This is a genomic window from Fervidobacterium pennivorans DSM 9078 (genome assembly GCF_000235405.2).
Classification (GTDB): Bacteria; Thermotogota; Thermotogae; order Thermotogales; family Fervidobacteriaceae; genus Fervidobacterium; species Fervidobacterium pennivorans.
This window is the reverse complement of sequence record NC_017095.1, coordinates 1,816,189-1,834,932: the sequence shown is the minus strand read 5'-3', so window position 1 is coordinate 1,834,932 and position 18,744 is coordinate 1,816,189. Positions and strand designations below refer to the sequence as shown.

19 protein-coding genes are annotated in these 18,744 nt (G+C 39.0%); 5 read left to right on the top strand and 14 right to left on the bottom strand.

Going from position 1 to position 18,744, the window contains the following annotated elements; translation table 11 throughout:
* The first annotated feature begins 92 nt into the window (after positions 1 to 92).
* Genes FERPE_RS08695 through FERPE_RS08670 form a run of 5 tightly spaced genes read left to right on the top strand, consistent with a single transcriptional unit; the run spans position 93 to position 4,939 of the window.
* Complete coding sequence (locus FERPE_RS08695; protein ID WP_014452254.1) at positions 93 to 794, top strand: FTR1 family iron permease; 702 nt, start codon at positions 93 to 95, stop codon at positions 792 to 794.
* Positions 795 to 803: 9 nt separating this feature from the next.
* Entirely contained in the window at positions 804 to 2,987 is a 2,184-nt protein-coding gene (locus tag FERPE_RS08690; RefSeq protein ID WP_014452253.1) for a heavy metal translocating P-type ATPase, read from the top strand.
* 13 nt (positions 2,988 to 3,000) lie between these two features.
* Positions 3,001 to 3,207 (top strand): heavy-metal-associated domain-containing protein, encoded by a 207-nt coding sequence (locus FERPE_RS08685; RefSeq protein WP_014452252.1) that lies wholly within the window; start codon positions 3,001 to 3,003, stop codon positions 3,205 to 3,207.
* Positions 3,208 to 3,243: 36 nt separating this feature from the next.
* Positions 3,244 to 4,308, top strand: coding sequence for a pyridoxamine 5'-phosphate oxidase family protein (locus FERPE_RS10750; RefSeq protein ID WP_014452251.1), 1,065 nt, complete (start codon positions 3,244 to 3,246; stop codon positions 4,306 to 4,308).
* Positions 4,309 to 4,312: 4 nt separating this feature from the next.
* Entirely contained in the window at positions 4,313 to 4,939 is a 627-nt protein-coding gene (locus FERPE_RS08670) for a hypothetical protein (protein ID WP_014452250.1), read from the top strand.
* Between the two features lie 62 nt (positions 4,940 to 5,001).
* On the opposite strand, the gene FERPE_RS08665 is transcribed toward FERPE_RS08670, so the two are convergent.
* The 14 genes from FERPE_RS08665 to FERPE_RS08600 form a co-directional block, all read right to left on the bottom strand.
* Positions 5,002 to 6,210, bottom strand: coding sequence for an iron-containing alcohol dehydrogenase (locus FERPE_RS08665; RefSeq protein WP_014452249.1), 1,209 nt, complete (start codon positions 6,208 to 6,210; stop codon positions 5,002 to 5,004).
* A gap of 234 nt (positions 6,211 to 6,444) precedes the next feature.
* Positions 6,445 to 7,812 carry an MFS transporter gene (locus tag FERPE_RS08660; protein ID WP_014452248.1) on the bottom strand — a complete coding sequence of 456 codons (1,368 nt, stop codon included), beginning with the start codon at positions 7,810 to 7,812 and terminating at the stop codon, positions 6,445 to 6,447.
* 262 nt (positions 7,813 to 8,074) lie between these two features.
* Positions 8,075 to 9,076, bottom strand: coding sequence for a 6-phosphofructokinase (locus FERPE_RS08655; protein WP_014452247.1), 1,002 nt, complete (start codon positions 9,074 to 9,076; stop codon positions 8,075 to 8,077).
* Positions 9,077 to 11,026 (bottom strand): sodium-translocating pyrophosphatase, encoded by a 1,950-nt coding sequence (locus tag FERPE_RS08650; protein WP_014452246.1) that lies wholly within the window; start codon positions 11,024 to 11,026, stop codon positions 9,077 to 9,079.
* A 79-nt stretch (positions 11,027 to 11,105) separates the two neighbouring features.
* Entirely contained in the window at positions 11,106 to 12,002 is an 897-nt protein-coding gene (gene secF, locus FERPE_RS08645) for a protein translocase subunit SecF (protein WP_014452245.1), read from the bottom strand.
* Positions 12,002 to 13,426, bottom strand: coding sequence for a protein translocase subunit SecD (gene secD, locus FERPE_RS08640; RefSeq protein ID WP_014452244.1), 1,425 nt, complete (start codon positions 13,424 to 13,426; stop codon positions 12,002 to 12,004). The genes secF and secD overlap by 1 nt, the downstream gene beginning before the upstream one ends.
* A 22-nt stretch (positions 13,427 to 13,448) precedes the next feature.
* Complete coding sequence (gene yajC / locus FERPE_RS08635) at positions 13,449 to 13,820, bottom strand: preprotein translocase subunit YajC (RefSeq protein WP_169312198.1); 372 nt, start codon at positions 13,818 to 13,820, stop codon at positions 13,449 to 13,451.
* 21 nt (positions 13,821 to 13,841) lie between these two features.
* The gene (locus FERPE_RS08630; protein WP_014452242.1) at positions 13,842 to 14,663 is read right to left on the bottom strand and encodes a bifunctional 5,10-methylenetetrahydrofolate dehydrogenase/5,10-methenyltetrahydrofolate cyclohydrolase; all 822 of its coding nucleotides are present in this window, start codon (positions 14,661 to 14,663) and stop codon (positions 13,842 to 13,844) included.
* Positions 14,664 to 14,695: 32 nt separating this feature from the next.
* Complete coding sequence (locus FERPE_RS08625) at positions 14,696 to 15,052, bottom strand: hypothetical protein (RefSeq protein ID WP_014452241.1); 357 nt, start codon at positions 15,050 to 15,052, stop codon at positions 14,696 to 14,698.
* Positions 15,042 to 15,680 carry an FAD-dependent thymidylate synthase gene (gene thyX / locus FERPE_RS08620; RefSeq protein ID WP_052312887.1) on the bottom strand — a complete coding sequence of 213 codons (639 nt, stop codon included), beginning with the start codon at positions 15,678 to 15,680 and terminating at the stop codon, positions 15,042 to 15,044. The genes FERPE_RS08625 and thyX overlap by 11 nt, the downstream gene beginning before the upstream one ends.
* Before the next feature lie 55 nt (positions 15,681 to 15,735).
* Positions 15,736 to 16,491 carry a ribonuclease HII gene (locus FERPE_RS08615; RefSeq protein WP_014452239.1) on the bottom strand — a complete coding sequence of 252 codons (756 nt, stop codon included), beginning with the start codon at positions 16,489 to 16,491 and terminating at the stop codon, positions 15,736 to 15,738.
* A 9-nt stretch (positions 16,492 to 16,500) separates the two neighbouring features.
* Entirely contained in the window at positions 16,501 to 17,004 is a 504-nt protein-coding gene (locus tag FERPE_RS08610; protein WP_014452238.1) for a DUF3242 domain-containing protein, read from the bottom strand.
* Between the two features lie 18 nt (positions 17,005 to 17,022).
* Positions 17,023 to 18,036 (bottom strand): alpha/beta hydrolase, encoded by a 1,014-nt coding sequence (locus FERPE_RS08605; RefSeq protein ID WP_155804145.1) that lies wholly within the window; start codon positions 18,034 to 18,036, stop codon positions 17,023 to 17,025.
* A 41-nt stretch (positions 18,037 to 18,077) separates the two neighbouring features.
* A complete protein-coding gene (locus FERPE_RS08600; RefSeq protein ID WP_014452236.1) occupies positions 18,078 to 18,725 on the bottom strand; it encodes a TIGR00153 family protein in 648 nt (215 codons plus the stop codon).
* Positions 18,726 to 18,744: the final 19 nt, after the last annotated feature.

Here is an 18,744-nt window from a genome sequence, read left to right as displayed (position 1 = left end):
TCGTATTTCTAATTAGTTTTACCTTATTGACTTATTCAATACATTTGATATAATTTTATTGGGAATTCAAATAAGTCGAGGAGGTGCTTGGTTTGTTACAGACATTCTTCCTATCTTTTCGCGAGGTTTTTGAGGCTGCTCTTTTAGTTGGTATTATACTCACATATTTAAAACAATCTGGAAGGGACACTTTGATTAAGTATGTGCTTTACGGAACTTTTGGTGGGGTTATAGCAAGCTTGATAGTAGGTCTACTAAGTTATTTACAAATGAGTACGTCGGAAGGTGCGGAAAGAGAGTTTTTTGAAGCATTAATGAAACTCATTGCATCAGTCTTAATAACATATGTGGTTGTTTGGATTGGCAGGCAGAATAAAAACATAGCTAAGAATCTCAAGGAAAATGTCGATAGGCGTTCATCTTCAATTGGTTTGTTTTCATTAGCCTTCATATCAGTTTTGAGGGAAGGCATAGAGTTGGTTGTATTTACACTCGCAAGTATTGGGAAGAATTCGTTCGAAACTATAACTGGGATCTTAATTGGCTTGGTTTTGGCAGTTGGCTTGGTTTTTGCAATGTTCAAATATGCTATCAAGATAAACATTAAGAGGATTTTCAAGTTCTTGGGTGTAGTTCTAATAGTCCTGGGTGCAGAAATGTTCGGCGAGGGGATTGTGGATCTATTTGAAATAGCTGGTGAATTTTACGAATTGTTGCTCATTGGAATTTATTTTGTATCTATGATCATCCTATTCTTCGATGAAGATTTGAAACGCATTTTTTCAAAAGCGTAGGTAAGATGTATGGAGCAGAAAAAGAGTTTAAAGATAACCGGAATGACTTGTGCAAATTGTGCAAGGATAGTTGAAAAATCTCTGTCAAAAGTTGATGGGGTTAAGTTTGCAGCTGTAAATTTGGCAACAAACACTGCTTTCGTTGTGTTGGAAAAAGATGTACCTGATGAAGTTCTTCAGAAAGCTGTCGAAAGTGTTGGTTACGGGGTTTCAGACGAACCTCTTGAAGCCATCGAAAAAAAAAGGCTTAAAAGAATCAAAAAGAATACATACATTTCTCTTACAATAACTATACCCCTCATGGTCCTTATGTTTCTGCACATGTCTGGAAAACACGTCCCGTTTTTCAAAGAGATAGAACTAATTTTCTCAGCGATTGTCATTTTCTATGCAGGAAGAGACACTATCCGCGGTGCAACAATTGCACTCTTGCACAAACATTCGAATATGGATACTTTGATATTTTTTGGAGCTGTAACTGCGTGGTTAACAAATGTTACTACTTACTTTGGTCTATCTATACACCCATTTGGTACGATTGGTGCAATGATAGTCTCTCTCCACCTTGTAGGAAGATATATAGAATCTACCCTTAGGGACAAAGCATCAAAACAGGTTAAGGAATTGCTGGCACTACAGTCGAAAGAGGCAAGAATAATTACAGACAAAGGCGAATTATTGGTTCCTATCGAGGCTGTTAAGGAAGGACTACTAGCTCTTGTTAAACCTGGTGAGAGAATACCCGCTGACGGAATAATTGTTGAAGGGCATTCTTCTGTCGATGAATCTATGATAACAGGTGAATCCATCCCTGTTGAAAAGGGGGTAAACGATGAAGTAGTCGGGGGAGCTTTGAATTTGACAGGTGTTTTGAAAATTAAGGTTACAAGAGTTGGTGAAGATACGTTCCTATCTAAAATGATAGCTCTTGTTCAAGAAGCACAGGGGGCAAAGGTCCCAATCCAACAACTTGCTGACAGGATAACGAATTATTTCGTCCCAACAATTATCAGTTTAGCTCTTCTAAGTGCATTTCTCTGGTATTTCAATTTTGATTCTTTAAGCGACTTAACGCATTCGATACGCTTGATGTTGCCATGGTCATTGCATGAAATTGATAGACTGTCGTTTTCAATTTTCGTCTTCTTAACAACAGTTGTCATTGCGTGTCCCTGTGCACTTGGACTTGCAACTCCGATGGCTTTGATAGTTGGAACTTCTCTTGCAGCAAAGAAAGGGCTTTTGATAAAAAACGCAGAGGCGATACAAACGGTTAAGAATGTAGGATATGTTCTTTTTGACAAAACCGGAACGATAACCTATGGAAAACCTCGTGTAGCGGTAGAGAACCTACCGGTTGACGAACGCAAAAAAGTAAAACAAATCATACAATTATCGACTCATCCTCTTTCTAAAGCCATTTCAGAGTATTTAAACACAACTGAAATAATCGACACAACTGATGGATGTGAAACAATCAACGGATTCGAAGAAATACACGGCAAGGGTTTGAAAGCAAAAATTGGAACTGACGAATACTTCATTGGAAAACCTAAGGATGTGTCGAGTTACGAAGAATACACTTCTAGAGGTATGTCCATTGTTGAAGTGTGTAAAAACGACATAATCATAGGTTTCTTCGCGTTGGAAGATACTGTTCGTGAAGATTCGAAAAAAGCTATCGAAGAACTAAAATCACATGGTATAATACCCGTGATGGTAACTGGTGATAACGAAAAAACCGCAATACATGTTGCAAAAATCGTTGGCATAGACGAAATTTATGCTAATGTAAAACCAGAAGAAAAAATGGACATTGTGAGAAAATACCAGGCAACGGGTAAGAAAGTAGTTATGGTTGGTGATGGTATTAATGATGCAGCTGCTTTGAAAGCTGCAGATATTGGGGTTGCCATCGGAAGTGGAAGTGACTTGGCGATAGATAGTGCAGATATCATAATAACAAAAGGTGGTATATCAAAAGTTTCAGATGTAATATCGATATCGAAAGCTACGTTTGGTGCAATCAAAACAAACCTTTTGTTTGCATTTTTGTATAACGTGGTGGCTATCCCCTTAGCAATGGTTGGTCTTTTGCACCCAGCCATTGCAGAAGGAGCCATGGCGATGAGCTCAATAACAGTAATCTTGAATTCTATGAACATCCGAAAGAAATTCAAAAGTGAAGGTTGAAGGAGGGTTAAAGATGGCACAATATTTATTGAAAGTCCCTGACATTTCTTGCAATCACTGCAAAATGAGAATTTCGAAGGCACTCGAGGAAATCGGTGAAACCAACTTTGAAATTAGGGTTGCTCAGAAGGAAATTGTCATTGAAACGGATAACATTGAGGGGGTAGTGCAAAAGCTCGAAGAAATTGATTATCCTGTAGAATCGGCAACCATCATGTAATCGTGCCAAGAAATGTAGACAGGAGAACAGTTAAAGATGAGTGAAAGCATTGAACGCGAAAAAAAGTACCTCGTTAGTGAAGAAAAAGCCCAGAAACTTAAAGCAATTTCAAAATGGAAACTAGGAGTGGTCCAATGGTATCTACAGGACTGCTCCTTTTTTGATTTTGCCAAGGATAAGAATATCAAAAATTGCCGTGTCAGATACATGGTTGATGAAACAGGAAACGAAAAATGGATTGTTGCTTTTAAATCGGAGTTGATGGAAGGTTTCAAAAGAATTGAAGAAGAATACGAAATAAGACCTAACGAAGCTCTATGGAATAATTTGATAAGAACTCCTGTCGCAGCAAAGGTAAGATACTTCATCAGCGAAAAACCTGCTGAAATCGTGCTCGACGAATTCGTTGAACTCGAAAAACCATACAATGTATCCGTCAAATACCTTGTCGAAATCGAAACACATGAAGATTTCGAAATATATGAAAAAGAATACGAACTTGGCAATGGTCTTAACTACGAAGAATTTGATAGGTACACAAACAAAAATATAGCTATTGTAAGCTCCATCCCTCCAAGGTTAATAGTTGAAAAAATCCGTCAAATAATGGGTGTTAGTAGCTTTAAAATGATGCGCCGAAAAGACAGAGAACTTCCTATCGGAAAGGCATTAGAAATAATAGAAAAAGGTGAATATGGGGTGCTTTCAACATTCGATGGGGAATACCCATACGGAGTGCCCGTTAATTATGCATATAAAGACGGAATAATATATATCCACTGCGCACTAGATGGCAAAAAACTTGAGAATATATCAAAACACCCGAAAGTCAGCTTCAGTGTAATTGCAAAATCAAAAGTATTGCCAGAAAAATTGACAACTGCATATGAAAGTGCAATCGCATTTGGCAGTGCCGAATTGTTAGAAGGTCCTGAAAAGAAAGTGGCTATTTTCGAACTCGTTAAAAAGTATTCACCACAATTTGCTAAAAAATACAGCCATATCGATGAGACAGAAGAAAATGAAGAATGCAAAAATACAGCGATTATTAAGATAACGATAGAATACATTTCTGGAAAATCGCGAGCAGAGTGGGTGTAAAATCATGCTCATTCCAATTGTGGTCATAATAATTGTCACAAGTACATTAATAGAGATATTACTGATATTATTTCTTAGAAAATCTAAGAATAGAGAAAATGGAGCAAAAGAATACGTCGAGAGGTTTGGTTACAAATATATCGGATACGATAAAGAATTTGAACAGCACATAAAAACCGGTATAGCAAAATACTATCCCACTTTAAGAGGATATCACCTTAGTGTAAGCAATGTTTTCTTAAATGAGAATGATGAAGAAAAGCGCTTATATTTTGAAATGAACGTTTCGAGTAGAAATTACTATCAAAAGTACTTCTGCATGCTAATCAAAGAAATAGATCTGTCCGTGCCCGAAGTTGCAATAGTCCCAAGAAATTTTTTCTCAAAGATGTTTATTTCTAAGAAAAATGCATTTATAAAATTATTCATCGTTAAACCTAAGAATACAATTGACAATCTTCCTTACGAATTAAAAGAGCAACTTATGAACTTTAAATCTGTCGGTGTTGTGTACAAAGATAAACAGCTGCTTATCTCAAAACCATACAGCCACAAAGAGCTTCCAATCGAAGCACTTCGAATATGTGAAGAAGTATATGAATACGTAAAAGCATACCTTCGAGTAAGTTGATGAAACCGCAAGAAAGTACAAAAATAAAAGAACGCTCTGGACGAAAGCCAGAGCGTTATGTTTTACATCCTCTTTAAAGAGTTCCTGTATATCCGAGCTATTACTTCTTTTTCTGCCTTTATTGGTGCAACACTTAGCAATAAGCCAAGTGAAGGGGTTGTCATTGCAAGTTCCGTGAGCTTTTCAACATGCCCTTCGTTGAACCCTACGCTTTCAAGTTTTTCCGTTATACCCATATTGAAAAGCCAGTCTTCAATTCCTTTTGCTATTTTTTCTGCTTCTCCTGGCTTTCCTTCAAGGCCTGGAACTATCGGTTCGTATACCTCCGCAAGAATCTCTGCAACAAATGGATAAATCTCTTTCACAACTGCCGGAAGTAGCATTGCAAGTCCAAGCCCATGCGCAAGATCTGGTTTTACTGCGCTAAGTGGGTGTTCAAGTGCGTGTGTGAAGTGGAGTAGTCCGTTGTCAAAAGAAATACCTGCGATAGCCGATGCGTAAAGTAGCCAATACCTTGCGTTGAGGTCATTTGGATTACTAAGTGCCTGTGGCAAGTAAGTGGCAATAAGTCTCACGGTTTCTTTTGCTAGAAGTATGGAATATGGGTTTCTTGCGAGCGTTGTCGATGCTTCTGTAATATGATTAAGCGCATCAATGGTTGTGTAAAGTGTTTGTTTGTATGGGAGTGTAACCATTAGTTGTGGGTCATCGATAGAAAAGAGAGGATATATGCAGTCGTAGGCTATCGCTGGTTTGTACTCTTTCTCAAGTATCGAGGCAACAGCGAATCTGTCCACTTCCGTTCCTGTACCATGTGTTGTGTTAATAGCAATAATTGGCTTAGCCTTTTCCGGGGTGAATTTTCCTTCGTAAAGTTCCGCTCCTGTTTTTCCTTCGTATTCCAAAAGCACTGCAACACTTTTTGCTGTATCTATCGGACTACCTCCCCCTATACCAAACACCACTTGTGCACCAAATTCCTTTCCAAGTTTTGTTGCTTCATCAATCTGCTCTACTGTTGGGTTTGGTGTAACTTTATCATACAGAACGTATTCTATGCCAAATTGGTTGAAGTACTTTGTTACAACATCCCATGCCCCTGTAACCTTGTACGCAACAGGGTCCGTTACAACAATTACTTTTTTCATACCGCGCTTTGAAAGATACTCAGAAATATCCCTCATTTTATCTATCGCACCTACACCAAAATAGCATGTTGTTTTGCATCTCAACTCAAACACGTTGTAGATGTTTACCTTCTTTTCAAACATACTCTCTACCTCCTTCTACCTCCTTGTCTTCAAAGTAAAGAACCTCTACATTTATCGTGATAATTTTTCACAAATCTATTACTATTTTATCACCTCTTACAACTCTCGTCAAGATTACTTGTGAAAATATTCGCAACATAAACAAAATAAAAATGCCCCTATATCGAATATTACTAACGATATAGGGGCTGGGTTTAAAAGAAAGCATGTAACCTAATTTGTCATTTCACTCTTTTAATTCTCTTGTGCCGTAACTTTAATTCCCAGTGTTTTTAAGATTTCCTTTTCGTTATAGAAAAGCATTACGATATAGCCAAGAATCATTAAAGTTAGCGAAATTATAGCGCTGATTCTAAGTCCGAATTCGTTAACTTGGTTACTTCCGAGAATGTATATAGATGGAAATACGAGTCCCGCTATCGTTTGTCCCATTTTTTGCATAAAAGTCCTAGCGCCAAAGAAAACTCCTGCTTTGTAATTACCCGTCTTTCTTCCATGTGCTTCAGCGATATCAGCTACCATTGCGTTTGGTAGGATTCCAAATATTGCGAGTGGTATTGCCGCCAGGACCCCTACAATATAACTCTGGGCGTACGGTGACATATTCAACTTACCTAAAACTGCGGCAAATGCAAAGTTTAAAGCAAATATAATAAACCCAACCATAAGAACTTTCTTCTTACCAAATTTTTTTGCCAGGAAATTTACAGGAACGTAGAATAAGAAAGACAAAAGGAACATTATGAGCTGAACTTGAGATGCTTGCTCTTTTGGAAGTTTCAACAAGACCGTTATGTAATATACAAGCCCAAGGCTTATGCCTGTTAAACCAATCCAGTAAAGTAAATCCTGGATAACAAAGACTGCAAAGTGCTTTTCTTTGAATGCGTTGACTATAGATTCTAAACTTCCTTCATTTACCGTGTGTTGTTCACAGTAACGCCTTTCATCGATAAATATAACAGGCAGTAGCATAAAGATAAAACCTATCAATCCATAAAGCACTGTAACTGTTTGAAATGCTTTAACGGGTTCAAAACCCCGTTTTTCCAAAACGGTTTGGAAAAGGTAAATTTGCGTTCCTAAAACGTATCCAAGAGCCCATGTAATGGAAATCATCGTGCTAAGTCCAAGACGCTCATCTGGGTCATGTCCAAGTTCGCTCATCCATGCAAAGAACGGAGTTACGTACATCGTCATAAACCAGTAGAATGCGATAACTGTGGCAAAAAGCCAAATAGTGTTGATTGTATAACTCGCCGATGGTGGAAAGAAAGGCAGAAAAGAAAACAACGCAAATGGAAGCACGCTGATTGCCAGAAATCCCCTTCTTCTGCCAAGTTTTAATTTACTTCTGTCTGACATAGTAGCCACAATAGGGTCTGTAATCGCATCAAAAAGCCTGGAAGTCCCCAAGGCAAGTCCCACAATAGTCAGTCCAGCCCATACAGCTCCCCTGGTTATATACTGTGGAAAATTCACACCCTCAGGCGGCATGTAAAAATAAACGAGTGCGTTTCCGATAGCAAAGCTGGTAAGCGACCAACCAAGCTGGCCAAGTGCATACATCCACTTTTTCCACAACGGCAATCTTTCTACCATCTCCTCAACACTCCTTTCTTAATAACTCAAAAATGTGTATTGTTTTTATTGGTAACGTTACCGATATCGTTGTTATTATATCATTTAAAAGATTATCGTTCCAATCTTCGAAAATTGTGAAAATACTGTGGTCAGACGTTTTTACCTTGTGTATTTTGTCATTCACTACTTTGTGCTTTTTCTTTCGCTCGATTTTTTTATAAAAAAAAAAGCGATGGCGTTGTTTAATTAACGCCACCGCTGATATACTGAATATGGAAGATTAATAGAAGAGCTTTGTAAGTTGTTTGATGTAATAGTCAACTGGTCTCACGTTAAGGAGGGTTTCACTATAAGGCACCTCTGTTACGATAAAACCTTTTACACCAACCGCATGGTAAAATTTACCCATTTTCACAAGTTCGACAGCTCTTGCACTCAGTTGTGTTGCAATGATTCTGTCCATTGCTGCCGGTGTGCCACCTCTTTGAATGTATCCAAGGTTTGTATATCGCCATTCGAGGTTGAGTTTTTTACCTATGTATATTCCAACAACTTCAGCCGGGTCTGTTTCGTGGGAACACTTGCATTCGTCGATTATCTCTTCGGGTAATTTAACACCATCTTCTACTACAACTATTGAGAATCTCTTTCCGCTCTCATATCTGTGCTGGATAGTTGCTAAAAGCTCTTTTGGATTTAAAACATCCGAGCTTGTTATGACGAAATCGGCACCTCCAGCAAGACCACCAAAAGTTGCGAGCCAACCACCAGGTGCGCCCATCGTCTCTACAATCATAACCCTGTGGTGAGATTCCGCCGTCGAATGGATAATGTCAAGCGCCTGTGTTACACGTTCAAGCGCTGTTATGAACCCTATGGAAAAATCTGTAAATGAGAGGTCGTTGTCTATTGTTGCAGGCACGATTATTGATGGTATTCCGTATCTTTGTAGGTTCAGTGCAGCTCTAACTGCATTTCTTCCACCAAGAATTATGTATCCAGTTATGCCATATTGAATCGTCTTGTTTTTAATGGCAGTTAAATCCTCGTCCCTTTCAGGAATAAAAAGCGAAGTTCCTAGTATCGTTCCCCCTTGGTGAAGAATACCTGATACGTTGTTTCTAACAAGTATGTCAACTTTATCGTTCAGTAATCCTTCAAATCCATCTTTTATACCCATCACTTCAATTTCTTGTTCTATAGCGTTAACAACGATCGACCTGATTGCTGGGTTCAAACCTGGACAATCATTTCCAACAGAAAGAACACCTATTCTTCTCATTTATAGCCACCTCCCCACAATTGAGTAGAATACTATGGATGTTATTGCCATCAACTTTATGAGAATGTTCAACGAAGGCCCTGCAGTATCCTTGTATGGGTCACCAACCGTGTCACCAACAACTGTTGCTTTATGGGTAAACGAACCTTTTCCTCCAAGATGACCTTCTTCTACATATTTCTTTGCGTTGTCCCATGCACCACCCGAGTTCGCCATAAAGATAGCCAAGGCAACACCGGTAACAGTTGAACCAATGAGTAATCCTACAACTGCTTGGACACCTAAACCTATCATGAGTACTATAGGTGCCAAAATAGCAAGAACCGCAGGTAATACCATCCTTTTCAATGCACCTTTCGTAGCAATCTTTATACAACTTTCGTAATCAGGGTCGACTGTTCCAGACAAGATGCCCGGCACTTCCCGAATCTGTCTTCTTATCTCTTCAACCATGTCATTTGCAGCATCTCCCACAGCGTTCATAGTAAGTGCTGAAAAGAAGAATGTCAACATTGCACCAATGAGAGCACCAATAAACATGTTCGGGTCTTGGAGTTGGATTTGTTGAACGTGTGCCACAGAACCAAAGTTTGCGAAAAGTGCTATCGCAGTCAATGCAGCAGAACCAATTGCAAACCCTTTTCCCATAGCAGCAGTTGTGTTTCCTAACGCATCCAGTTTGTCAGTTATTTCCCTTACACTTTTATCAAGTCCAGCCATTTGAGCAACCCCACCGGCGTTATCCGCTATTGGACCGTACGCATCAACAGAGAGGTTCATTGCAAGAGTTGAAAGCATACCAACACCAGCCATCGCAATACCGTAAAGACCTGCAAGTTTGTAAGAAACCAAGGTTCCAAGAGCTATTAATATGGTGATAACAGCGGTAGATTCCATACCAAGTGCCGTTCCGCTTATTATCACGTTCGCTGGTCCCATTGCAGCAGAATGGGCTAGCTTCTCTACTTTCTTTCCTGAAGTGTACCACTCAGTAATGAGACCTATCAAAACACCAACTATATTTCCCGTTAAGACAGTCCAAAAGAGGTTTAAATTTTTCTCGATGATTGCGTATGCAAACGAGAAAACTAAGAAGATAATACTTGAAGCTACGGTCCCCATTCTCAAAGCAGAAGCAGGTTCGGTATTCAATTTTGAAAGTACCTTTACAAGGATAATCGCTAAAATTGAAGCTATAAGACCAAAGGAAATGATGTAAATTGTGTTGTAAACACCTTTGGCTCCAAATAATGCGTATCCTATTGCTATTGCTGAGAAAATGGAACCAACATATGATTCATAAAGGTCTGCTCCCATACCAGCGACGTCACCAACGTTATCACCAACGTTGTCAGCTATGACTGCAGGATTTCTTGGGTCATCTTCTGGCAAATTCGCCTCAACTTTTCCAACGATGTCTGCACCTACGTCTGCTGCCTTCGTGTAAATTCCACCGCCAACACGAGCAAACAATGCAACAAAAGAAGCACCAAGAGAGTAGAAACTGACTGCCTCAAGTCCGAATATGAGGTAAACCACACTCAAACCAAGCAGACCTAAAACAGAAACGGCAAGCCCCATAACTGCTCCGCCTGAGAATGCAATATCAAGTGCTTCACCAACACCTTTGGTCGCACCCCACGCTGTCCTTGCGTTAGACTTTGTGGCAATGCTCATTCCAAAAAAACCTGCAAGAACAGAGAATGTAGCGCCTATTATAAACGCAACTGCCTTTGTCCAACCAGAGGAGAGTCCAAAAAGTATCGCGAGCACAAAGACTATGGGAAAAAAGACCTTGTATTCCTGAAATAAGAACGACCTGGCACCTCTTTGAATGATTCTTGAAATTTTCTCTGTCTTCTCATTTCCTGGACTTTTATCAAGGACGGTAAGTGTGAGATAGATGATCAAAACTACACCAGCTATTATGGAGGAAAATAAGAGTATCAAAATCCCACCTCCAAGGTCTATTTTTTGTATTATAAAAAGGGGGGCACGTGGGTGCCCCCGTGCTTTCCTCAGATTGGTTTTATATTGATTTTCCCCACCTAATAACAATAGGCGATGCTATAAATATTGATGAATATGTTCCAACTACAACGCCCACTGTCATACCGAATGCAAAAGATTTAATACTACCTGTTGAGAAGAGGAGTAGCATTAGGACAGTAAAGAAGGTCGTGAGTGACGTGTTAATTGTTCTGATTATAACCGAGTTTATACTGTCGTTGACTATGGATGCCATATCTCTTCCTTTGAACTTTCTACCAAACTCCCTAACTCTGTCGTAGACTACTATGGTGTCGTTAACAGAGTAACCTACAAGCGTTAAAATCGCAGCTATCGCAGCTATGTTCATTTCAAAACCGAAAATAGAGAAGAAACCAAGTGTAATAATTACATCGTGGATTAGAGCAACAACCGCCCCAACACCGAATGCAAATTTGAATCTGAGAGCAACGTATACAAGTATACCCAAGAGAGTGAAAACTACAGCTTTCCAAGTCAAGTTTTTAATTTCATCTGCAGCATCTCCACTAACTTCGTTGAAAGAAACAACCTTTGCATCTAAAATCTCTTCTAGCTTCTTTGAAATTTCTGCTTTTTCATCTGCATTGTAGGTTCTCAAGGCACCATTTTCGTTTCTTGGCGAAACAATTATCGAAAATGTTCTGTGTTCCTCCTGACCAAGAGCACGAACTTCAATTATTCTTGCTTTTTTAAACTCTTCGCCGAGCTCAGCTATTTTGTTTCTTACATCAACAATTGTGTAGTCTTTTGATGTTTTGAGTATCACTTCACTGCCACCAATGAATTCTAAGCCCACGTTGAATCCTTTTGTAAATATACTGATAAGTGAAACGACTATAAGTACAAGAGAAAGTGCTATGAAGTAATATCTCTTTCCGACAAAATCAATCTTCATTATTGAGCACCCCCTGCTTTTCTGACTCTGATAGCACCGGACATTGCATCGAGTAAGAATTTACTAAAGACAAGGTTCATGAACATTGCTGCAAAGATACCTACGATGGTTGTTACTGCAAATCCTTTTATAGTTCCTGTTCCAAAATAATACAGGAACAAGGCTGCGATTATAGTTGTAAGGTTCGCGTCAAATAGTGTCCAGAAAGACCTCGAGAAAGCGATTTCGATAGCCGCTTTTGGTGTTTTCCCAGCTCTCATCTCTTCTTTGATTCTTTCGTAAATGATTATGTTACCATCAACCAATGTACCGATTGTGAAGATGATACCCGCTATACCAGGGAGTGTCAATATTGCTCCAGTTCCCGCAAGGAACCCAAAGATAATCGCTAGGGCATAGAAAATACCTATGACTGCCACTATACCCATAACACCGTAGAAGATCAAAATGTAAGCCATAACAAGTATGCCACCTATGATACCTGCCCTGAGTGATTGTTCAAGGGCATCTTTTCCAAGTGTTGGTGAAATAAGGCTCGCTGAAATCTTTTCAAGCCTTGCTGGCAATGCACCGCTTCTAAGTATCGCTGCAAGCTCTTTTGCCTCTTCGAATGTGAAGTTACCTCTAATCTGTCCTCTTCCATCTTCGATAGGACTAACGACAAACCCAACAAACTGAACCTTGTCATCAAGCACAATTGCAAGTCTCTTTTTTAATGCAAGTTGATATTGAGTCGTGCCTGCGTTTAGCACTTGTTCAGGAACGTAAAGTTCTTTTGTAATGTTCTTGAACAGCTCAACAAATTGCCTGTCGAGGGTGAAAGAAACAACGTAGTTAGCAACTCCTTTCTGGTCTATAGTCGGCACTGCTTCGACAACCTTAGGACCAACAAGGACCAAGTCCTTTCTGTTGTTTATTTCCTTCTTTATCAAATACCACTTTTTCCCATTTTTATCTGCATACCACTGAGCGCCTTCTCTTAAAGCGAGATTAACATCATCCGGATTTACTGTAGGATCGTAATCTCTTTCGTCGATAGCCTGGCCAAACCAAAGCAAACCAGTTGAACCAACGAGCTTTTCTGCTTTTGTGGTATCAGTTGCATCAGGTATTTCTATGATAATAAATGAATTGTTCTCCCTGAAACTCTTTTTAACAACTGCTTCCGTGTATCCTGCTGAGTCGAGCCTGTTTCTAAGGACTGTCCAGACATCATCCACAACTGCAGCAGGATTTTCCACTCCTTTTTCGATATCTACTTTGTACTCAAGCCTGACACCACCACTGAGGTCCAAACCGAGTTTGATACGGCTGAAAAGCTTAGCAAGACCTTTAGCCTGGCGTCCACCTGGCAAGAGCATAGCAACAATCGCTGCAACAAGTAGAATTAATGAGACTATGAGTCTTACACGATCTGAGCGCATCAGTAAACCCTCCCCCGAATGTTTAGTCTTTGGATTCTGTTTCTTCTTTTGTCTCTTCCTTTTCCTTGATGACTTTGGCTATATAAGCCTTGTGAATTTCTAGTTCAGTAGAATTTGCGCTCTTTATTTTCACTACATCTTTTTTGATATCAACTATTTTTCCAACAACTCCACCAGTTGTAATAACCGTGTCTCCCCTTTTCAAACTCTCAATCATCTGCCTAAATTCTTTTTCCCTTCTTCTTTGTGGTAAAATAACCAAGAAATACATCATTGCGAAGAATATCAGGAGCATTATCAACATTTGCATCAAAGCTCCTGAAGCACTTGTTTGTGTTCCTGTCGATGTCGTTGCACCTACGTCTGGTGCACCAGCGAATACTAATCTCACTATAAACACCTCCTAAGGTATATATCAATATTTTCTTGCCATTTCGGCTGCTTTAACGGTATGTTCCATTAAAACAAGTGTCGTAATCCTACCTACTCCTCCAGGAACTGGTGTGAGGTCACAAATCTCAGCAACTGATGGGTCCACATCACCAAATATTTCATTGTTCTCAACGTTTATACCTACATCTATAACCAGTGCCCCTGGACTAAAGTATTCTTTGCCGAGTGCTTTTGCTTTTCCTATAGCAACAACCACGATTTCTGAGTTTCTCGTTATTTCAGCAAGGTTTTTAGTTCTTGAGTGACACACAGTAACAGTAGCATCTACTCCTTTTTGCAAAAGTAACATACTTAGAGGTTTTCCAACAGTGACACTTCTACCAACTATCGTTATCGTCTTGCCAGCTGGGTTCGTAACGTATTTTATTATTCTTAAAACCGCTTCTGCGGTGCATGGTGGAAAAATAGGGTTATCATACATAATGTTACCAAGGTTGATAGGATGCCTTCCTTCAACGTCTTTTTCAGGAGAAATCAGAGAAACTGCTTCCAATTCTGAAATATCTGATGGTAGCGGATGGGTCAAAAAAATTCCATTGACTGTATCATCCGAAGAAAGTTTGGGTAAAAGTAATTTTAAATCAGAAGCCTTCAGTGCCTCGTAAACAGCGAACTCTATTCCCAACCTTTTTGCTTGCTTTTCCTGGCTTCTCAAATAACTCAGTGTAGAAAGGTCCGGCTGACACGTAACGGCAGCCAACTTCGGTGGTTTTGGTAATTTTGAAACTCGTTCCTTTATGTTCTCAACAATTGATGAGTAAAGCGGTTCCAAATTCAAAAACATAAACTTACCACCTCTTAAGCAATAAATAAGTTTCAACTTCGGTTATAAGCAGGTTGAAGACCTGCGGAGTAAAGTATACCACAAACTTCGTACATTCCCTTTTTCGTTACACACAAAACAACACCAGAAAGTTCTGCAGCCTTTACTGTCTCTGGCATGATATCCCTATTCCTTACAATTAAAACCACTGGTATTCCCACAACACCTGCAGTTCTCACACATTGCGGTGTTGCAAGTCCTGTCACAAGCAAAGAGCCTGGCTCAGAAAGAGCTAAAACATCACTCATTAGGTCAGAAGCCGCAACTTTAGAAATCTCTATATCTAAATCTGCATTTTCGGGTGCAACTACTCTACCTTCGACAAGCTCTAACACTTCTTTAAGCTTCAAGTAAATCACCTCTGTAAGCGTATTTTGTAAAGGCTTCATATGTCCACGGACATTTTTCTTTGAACATCCTTGCAATTGCTATCGCATATTGTTGAATTTCCCACTGTGCATGCGAATCTGCACGAAGGTTTAGAAAATTCATCAAACTCCGTGCATTGACTGTCCAATAAAACTGCGTGTAAGTAGACAACGGGAGAACTATTCTCGCTAGTTCTCGGGCAACACCTAGACTCAATAATTCTTTGTAAACCTTATAGCTTTCCTCAAAAGATTTTACCATTAAATCCTTAACTTTTTCCAGCAGTCCCTCATCTTCCACAGGAACTGCCTTTTGTCTGTCCTCAGGAACATTAACACGAACATTTTCGGGAATATAGAACTCTTCTTCTTTTATCTCTGTGTAACGTTGACTTATCTCGTTGAACGAGCCTATTCTGTGCCTAAACCATTGTCTTGCAACAAAAAGTGGAGCCTTTACATGAAAAGTGAAAACAATATGTTCAAATGGAGTTTCATGGCCGTGCTCCATTAGGTAAAATATCAGGGCCTTATCACGTTCCGGGGTCTTTAAACCTTGACCGTATGAAACGCGGGCAGCTTTGACTGCAGCATAATCATCGCCCATCATATCAACGAGACGTACAAAACCTTTATCTAAGACCTTTGCTTCGAACAGATTGTGTTCATTCGCTTCTGGCTTTTCGTTTAGCTCTTCTCGTGTTACCAAAGAGATCCACCTCCAACAAGTTAAGAAGATGTCTGTATCTGGGTTCTGTAATTAATCCTTTGTCAAACCAATCATCAAGAAGACTTTTTGAAACTAAACTAATCACTGGTTCGAAACTCAACCTGTGAAAAGGTGTTGGACCATACTTTTTTAGAAGTTCTAAATGTTCTTGTGTAGGATAACCTTTATGCTTTATCAGGTTATATTCTGGATACTGAAAGTGGAATTTCTCTATGATTTTATCACGTGTAACTTTCGCCAAAATAGATGCTGCAGATATTTGGTAAATTTTTGAATCACCCTTAACAACACATACAGCAGGGAATTCCAATTTCAAATTCTTTCCATCAACAAAGACATTTTTGATTTCCACAAATTGGCTCAATATCTTAAGTGCGCGATTCATCGCAAGCTCAGTAGCGTGGAAAATGTTGTACAAATCTATCTCTTCTGGCGTCGCAAGTCCTAACCCAAATTTTGCACGCGCAAAAATTTCATTGTAAAGTTCTTCGCGCTGTTTTTCACTCAAAGCCTTACTATCAGCAATGCCTTCTACATAAACCCCTTCATCGAAATAAACCGCTGCTGCAACAACTGGTCCAAACAATGGTCCACGTCCTGCCTCGTCTACCCCGATTATAGAATAGTCAATGTGCTTCGTTTCTTTTGTGACATTCATCTTTTTTGACTTATCCTCATTCATTGATTTCATATCGCACCTTTATCTTGCAGTTCTTATGGTCTTGTAGATATTGTTCACGTCCATCACGAATTTTTCAATCTTGTCACCTGTGATAACAAAGAGCCAATTCTCTTTATACCAACTGTACAAATCTGTGTTCTCTAACCGAATTGTAAAAACACCGTAAGTCCCCATATTTATTTTCAAATACTTCAACCTAAGAGGGTTTCCATACCTTTTTGTTATCTTGTCCCACGATGCTTTAGCCTGGTCTGGGTCTTCGTATTTAAAGACCATTAAAAATCCATCTACACCATCAAAAGTTGCATACCTACCTTCACCAAGTTCCATATCACCAAATCCGTTTACCCATCCTGAATCTAACAACATGTATTTATTTGCGATAACGTTTATCGCCGCCTCAACTGAATAACTTGCAGGCGGAACTTCGGGAACAAATGGTATTGAACAAGAAGTGAGAAGGAACAAGCTTACTAAAATTATAAAAGTCCAGCTAACACTTTTAATGGTTTTGGATAGCAATGTTCATCACCTTCTTCTTCAATTCTTCCATGAAACTTTTTCTGGTTTCTCGATTGGATAGAAAAATTCTATTGCATTCTTTACAATTATATCACTCAAAATAAAATCCGCATGGTCAAAACCTTCAAATATTTCACTTTTACCAAAAGCTGTCGCACTAATCAGCGGAACCATGCCATCGTTTTTTGTAAATTCCCCTTCTGGAAATATTACCCTGCTTACCGAATTCAGAAAAATCATGACTACGCTTGAAAAAGGCTCTGTTCTCAAGATATTCTGAACAATGGGGTCATTGTTGTTTTTTATTACACTTGCGAAATTCATAAATTCAACAGTTTCCGGAATACCTGGATGCTCTCTTCCATACAGCAAATAATCATAGTTTGGCGCTTCTATAAATATTCCTACCGAGTTCGCGCTAATCAAAATCATTTTGAGATAATCCCAATCATTTCTAAGCTTTAATATTTTTTTGTTCATTACAATAAAATTTGCAAATGGCGAACCGATATGAGGAGTTCCAGCAAAAATCACCTTTGCAACGTGGTTCCTAAAACCACTATCTTGCAACGCATACCTTAAAAGCAATCCACCCATACTGTGGGCGTAGAAATTAAAACATTTTTGCTCCGTGCTTAAGGCTAACTTTTGAATTTCTTGCACAAGTTTTTTAGCACTTTCTTCTAACGGGATATCTAAAGATGGATAAACAAAAATATATAGCCCATATTCTTCCGGTAAACATCTCTTCCAAGTATCGACAAAGTAATTTTTGTAGTTTGTCCATTCTCCATTTATTTCGTTAGGATCAATTCCGTGTATAAGGATTACCGAAGGTTCTTGATTTCTTGGTTTTCTAATTTCTACAAGTCTTGTTTCTGATCTTTTCCATCTATATTCAACTACTTTGGTATACTCGAAAAAGGGATCTATTTTATAAAGCGTTTTGTAAACAGGGACTATAGTATTATAGTAAACGTAGTAGATTCCATAATCATCATTACCTTGAGCAAAAGTGAGTGTTGAAGACATTAAAAACGTCAGAGAAAATATTAACAAAAAACTGCGCATGTTCAGTACGCGAGCTTTAATAACAATACCTCCAATATATCAGAGGCGTCTTCCGTCCTATCAACTATGTCCCCTATGTTTATTACCAATTCCTTCAACTGCATCTTTTCGGCAAGTGGCAAATCTTTACCAAATATCGATTTTAGCAATTCTTCTTCAAGCACGTCTTCATCGTGTTCGAACCCTTCCACTTCAACTACGTAATGTTTCACTTCATCAAGATTATCAAAAAGTTTCTCAACTGCCTTTACAAACGATTCTGCAGCCTTTACAGCACACTCCAGCTGTTTAATCATCTTTTCCTTCAGTTCGTCAGGAACATTCGGGCGTTGGTAATCTATAATCTTGCTAACGGATTCACATTTGTTGACAATCTTATCAACAGATTCTGTTAATGAGTGGATAACCTCACGCATGTCGGGTAAGAACAGTCCCTTATAAACTTCAGAAATTATTTCACGCCTGAGCTCATCAGCTTCATGTTCTATGCGTTTAATACTCAGAAAATAACTCTGAGCTTTGTCACACCTTTTTTCAAAATAACAGACAAAAAATTCTCTTAGCGTAACACTTGCTTCCACTGTCTTTTTGGATAGAGCAAGTAAGCGCTCTATCACTTCTCTCTCTTTTTTTGCAAACGATAGTGGCATATTTAACACCCCTAACTAA